This window comes from Bradyrhizobium sp., from assembly GCF_017881085.1.
GTDB lineage: Bacteria > Pseudomonadota > Alphaproteobacteria > Rhizobiales > Xanthobacteraceae > Bradyrhizobium.
On record NZ_JADGRI010000377.1, the window covers coordinates 1 to 4582 of the forward strand.

Here is a 4582-nt window from a genome sequence, read left to right on the forward strand (position 1 = left end):
GGCGATCGAGCGGGTGATCGCCTGCCGGATCCACCACGTCGCATAGGTCGAGAACTTGTAGCCGCGGCGGTACTCGAACTTGTCGACCGCCTTCATGAGACCAATGTTGCCTTCCTGGATCAGGTCGAGGAACTGCAGGCCGCGGTTGGTGTATTTCTTGGCGATCGAGATCACGAGACGAAGATTGGCCTCGACCATTTCCTTCTTGGCCTGGCGCGCCTCGCGCTCGCCCTTCTGCACGCCGTGCACGATCTTGCGGAATTCGCCGATCTCGAGCCCGGTCAATGCGGCCAGCGACTGGATCTCGTGGCGCAGCTCCTTGATGCGGTCCTTTTCGTGATGGACGAAATTCTTCCAGCCCTTTGCCGAAAGCTTTGACACGCGGTTGAGCCAGCGGGGGTCGAGCTCGGAGCCCTGATAGTTGCGCAGGAAATCCTCGCGCGCGACGCCGTGGCTGTCGCCGAGACGCAACAGGCGGCCCTCGAACGAGACCAGCTTCTTGTTGATGTCGTAGAGCTGCTCGACGAGGCTGTCGATACGGGCCTGGTTCAGCCGCAGCGACTTCACCTCGACGATGATTTCGTCCTTCAGCTTCTTGTATTTGCGCTCCTGCGCCGGCGACAGCGTCTCGTTCTGCAGCTGGTTGGAGATGTCCTGCTCCTGCAGGCGGCGCAGCTTCTTGTAGTTGTCGGCGATCTTGTCGAAGGTCTCGACCACCTTCGGCTTCAGCTCGGCCTCGATGGCCGCGAGCGACATCTGGTTTTCGAACTCGTCGTCGTCCATGTCGGAATCGGTAGCGGCTTCCGACGTGCTTTCACCCTCCGCGGCGGCGGCCGGGGCGGCTGCGGCGCGGAACGGGGTCGGCGCGGGAGGTGCGGCCGGCGGCGCCACAGCGGCGGGCATCGCAGCACCGTCGCCGTTGGGATCCGCGAGCGGCTGGCCGTCGGCGCCGACGGGCGCGGCCAGCAGCGGATTCATGTTGTTCTTGGCGTCGGGGCCGGCATAGGTGGCTTCGAGATCGATGATGTCGCGAAGGAAGATCTTTCCTTCGTTGAGCTCGTCGCGCCAGATGATGATGGCCTGGAAGGTCAGCGGGCTTTCGCACAAGCCTGCGATCATCGCCTCGCGGCCGGCCTCGATGCGCTTGGCGATGGCGATTTCGCCTTCGCGCGACAGCAGCTCGACCGTGCCCATCTCGCGCAGATACATGCGGACGGGATCGTCGGTGCGCTCGCCGGGCTCGGACTTCTTGACTTCGGTGACGGCCTTCTGCGTGACCTCGACCAGCTCGTTGTCGGTCTCGTCCTCGGCGTCTTCCTTGGTTTCTTCCTCGCTGTCGGAATCCTCGGCCTCGGAGACGTTGATGCCCATGTCCGAGAGCATCGACATGATGTCCTCGATCTGCTCCGGCGAGGTGGTGTCGGAAGGCAGCACTTCGTTGAGCTGATCGAAGGTCACGAAGCCGCGCTTCTTGGCCTGCTTGATCATCTTCTTGACGGCGGCGTCGGACAGGTCGAGCAACGGCGACGGGGCTTCGGCCGAATCCTTCTCAGGAGCGTCCGCTGCCTTGTCGTCTTTTTCCTTGTCCTTCACCTGCAGCGTCTTTGCCTTGCTGGCCATTCATTGCTCCCGAAACGCGCTTCATCCGAGGATGCGTCGATGACACCCGCATGAAACCCTGAAGTCAGTTATGACGCGGAAAGGGCGGCGCAAACCTCGCCACCCCGAATCTCTGTCGCCGGATATTTCAGTCTTAATAGCCGAAAGGCCCTTAAGCTTCGCTTAACCCTGTTTTTGCCGCCAAACCATGGATTTGGCGAGTCTTTTCGCTGATACGGCGGCCGCCGTCCGCATGATTCTGGCATCAAACGGTCTTCTGGAACCGGCCGGAGGATTCTCCGAAACCCTCGATCAGGGCCTCGGTGCCGTCGACTTCCTCCAGCCTCGCCTTGACGTCCCGCAGCCAAGCCATGTTGGCTTCGCTGGGCTCGTCGCCGAGGGCGGCTTCCGCATCCTTCAATTCCCTAAGTAATGAGTGCCATTGGTGATGCAAGGAGACCAGCTGGTGCCAGGTGGAAAGAACGTCCTCGCGCGCCGCATGGGCCTTGGCGCCCCACACTGCCCCCGTGGTGATCGCTCCCTCAACCCTTTGAAGAAATTGCGAAAATCCACCCGCTTCGAGATCGGCGCGCATCTTCTCGGCCTGCTCGGTGGTGTCCTGCGAATGGTGATGGTCGTTGGCGAAGGCCGCGATGATGGCGGCGCGCAATTTGTGGGCCTCGGGGTGGGCCAGTTCCAGCGCCGCCACCTCTTCCAGATGGTCGTGCAGCAGCCAGGGGTGGTTGATCAGGGTCTGCAGGATCAGCGCCTCCCGGCGCGATAGAGCGCTGCGCTGGCCGCGCATGATCGGGCTCAGGGCAAGCTGGGCGCTCGCGGCCTGATAGGGGCCGCGGGGCAGCGACGGGCTCGCCCCGGGCTGCGGGCGGCCGAATCGGCCCGCCCCGCCGGGGGCGCGCGGGGTGAAGCGGCGGGATGATTCGCCGCCTCCCGCTTTGAGAAAATTGCCGCGGCCGTAGCCGCCGCGCGCGCCTTCCGGCGCAAAGGTCCGCTGCAGCCGTTCGGCCAGATCCTGGCGATAATAGCGCCGCACCACTTCATCGCGGATGCCGTTGGTGAGTTCGCCGATCCGCGCTTCCAGCGCCGCGCGGCGTTCCGGGGTGGCAAAGCTGCCGCCTTCGATCTCGCGCGACCAGATCATGTCGGCAAGCCCGCGCGCAGCCCCGATCACTTCCTCGATCGCGACGCGTCCGCCGGTGCGGGCGAGATCGTCGGGGTCTTGTCCTTCAGGAAGCAGCGCAAAGCGCAAACTCTTTCCCGGCTTGAGTTGCGGCAGCGCCAGGTCGGCGGCGCGGTACGCGGCCTTCTGCCCGGCCTTGTCGCCGTCGAAACACAGGATCGGCTCGTCCGCCATCTTCCACAACAGCGCGAGCTGGTTTTCGGTGAGCGCCGTGCCGAGCGGGGCGACGCTGGCCGGGAAACCGGCGCCGACCATGGCGATGACGTCGACATAACCCTCCACCACCACGATCGGCGCGCCGTCATGGGCGGCCTGGCGCGCGGTGGCGAGGTTGTAGAGATTGTCGCCCTTGTGAAACAGCGGCGTTTCCGGCGAGTTCAGGTACTTCGCGGCGACGTCCTTTTCCAGCGCGCGGCCGCCGAAGGCGATGACGCGGCCGCGCAGATCGGTGATCGGAAACATCACGCGGTCGCGGAAGCGATCATAGGGCACCGGGATGTCGTCGCCCGAGACCAGGAGGCCCGCTTCCACCATGTCCTCGGTGGAGATGCCGTGGCCGCCGAGATGTTCTTTCAGCGCGAACCGTTCGCCCGGCGCATAGCCGATGCGGAACTGCACCTGCACCGCGGGCGAGATCGCGCGGTCGCCGAGATAGCCGCGCGCCCTGGCGCCGTTGCGCGAGGCCAGGGTGTCGGCGAAGAATTTGGCCGCGAGTTCCATGACGTCATAGAGCGTCCGGCGGCGCTGCTCATGCCGCGCGGCATCCGGCGTCACCGCCGGCAGCGGCAGGCCCGCCATCGACGCCAGCCGCTCCACGGCTTCCGGGAACGAGACGCCCTCGGTCTCCATCAGGAAGTCGAAAATGTTGCCGTGCTTGCCGGTGGAGAAGTCGTGATAGAATTGCTTCTGGTCGTTGACGGTGAAGGACGGCGTCTTCTCCTGCTGGAACGGCGACAGCCCCTTCCACTCCCTTCCCGCCCGTTTCAGCTTCACGCGCCGGCCCACGACTTCCGAAACCGGAAGCCGGGCGCGCAGTTCTTCGAGGAATTCGGGCGTAAAGCGCATGGGTGGATTTTTCGGTGAGTCGCCGGCCGATGCCAACCGACCATCGATATAGGGATGCCCGGGTAAAATACGAAGATTATTGGCTTTATCCGGGCTATTCACAGGCCTCGTCATTCCGGGATGCGCCTTCAGGCGCAGGCCCGGAATGGCGATGCGGGAAAATGCCTACTGCTCCAGAAACCGTCCCGAGGCGATGCGCGGCAAGTTCGTGACCGGCCAGTTGTAGACATAGGTCCAGGCCCCGTCGACCGCGCCGTCGGCGCGCGCGACCTGCAGCATCCGCCTGACATATTCGGTCGGTTCGGCAAAGCCCTCGCCGCAGGCCTCGTACATGTCGAATTCGCGCAGCAGCTCGGCCGGCTGGCCCAGCCGGAACAGTTCGCCGAACGCGACATCCCCGGCGTCGTCCGACAGCACCAGGCCGGGGTAATGCTTCACCAGATAGAGCCGGCCGCGGCAGTGCGCCTCGCCGATGAAAACGGCGCTGCGCGACAGCAGCTGCGCCATCGGATGATCGAAGCCGCGCATCAGCGTGCCGTAGACGAAGAGAAGATCGGAGGTCATGGGATGGTCTATAACCGTCGTTGCGAAGCGGCGTCAGGCCGCCACGACTTGATCGCTGATGACGACGAATTTCACCAGATCCATCCGGCCAAAACTCGTGGTCAGCGCCACGTCGGCGGCGTCGCGGCCGGTGCCCATCAGGATGCGGCCGATCCG

At 64.5% G+C, this 4582-nt stretch carries 3 protein-coding genes and 1 pseudogene; all 4 read right to left on the reverse strand.

All coding sequences use genetic code 11. The features are described 5' to 3' along the window. Positions 1-1620 (reverse strand): RNA polymerase sigma factor RpoD (gene rpoD, locus QZ213_RS24860; RefSeq protein WP_291688725.1); only part of this gene is annotated, 1620 nt, incomplete at its 3' end. A gap of 244 nt (positions 1621-1864) precedes the next feature. After that, positions 1865-3862 carry a DNA primase gene (gene dnaG / locus QZ213_RS24865; RefSeq protein WP_291688726.1) on the reverse strand — a complete coding sequence of 666 codons (1998 nt, stop codon included), beginning with the start codon at positions 3860-3862 and terminating at the stop codon, positions 1865-1867. A gap of 165 nt (positions 3863-4027) precedes the next feature. Further along, positions 4028-4426, reverse strand: a complete 399-nt coding sequence (locus QZ213_RS24870) for a gamma-glutamylcyclotransferase family protein (protein ID WP_291688727.1) — start codon at positions 4424-4426, stop codon at positions 4028-4030. Between the two features lie 33 nt (positions 4427-4459). After that, positions 4460-4582 (reverse strand): annotated as a pseudogene (locus tag QZ213_RS24875) (transglutaminase family protein); the annotation flags it as partial.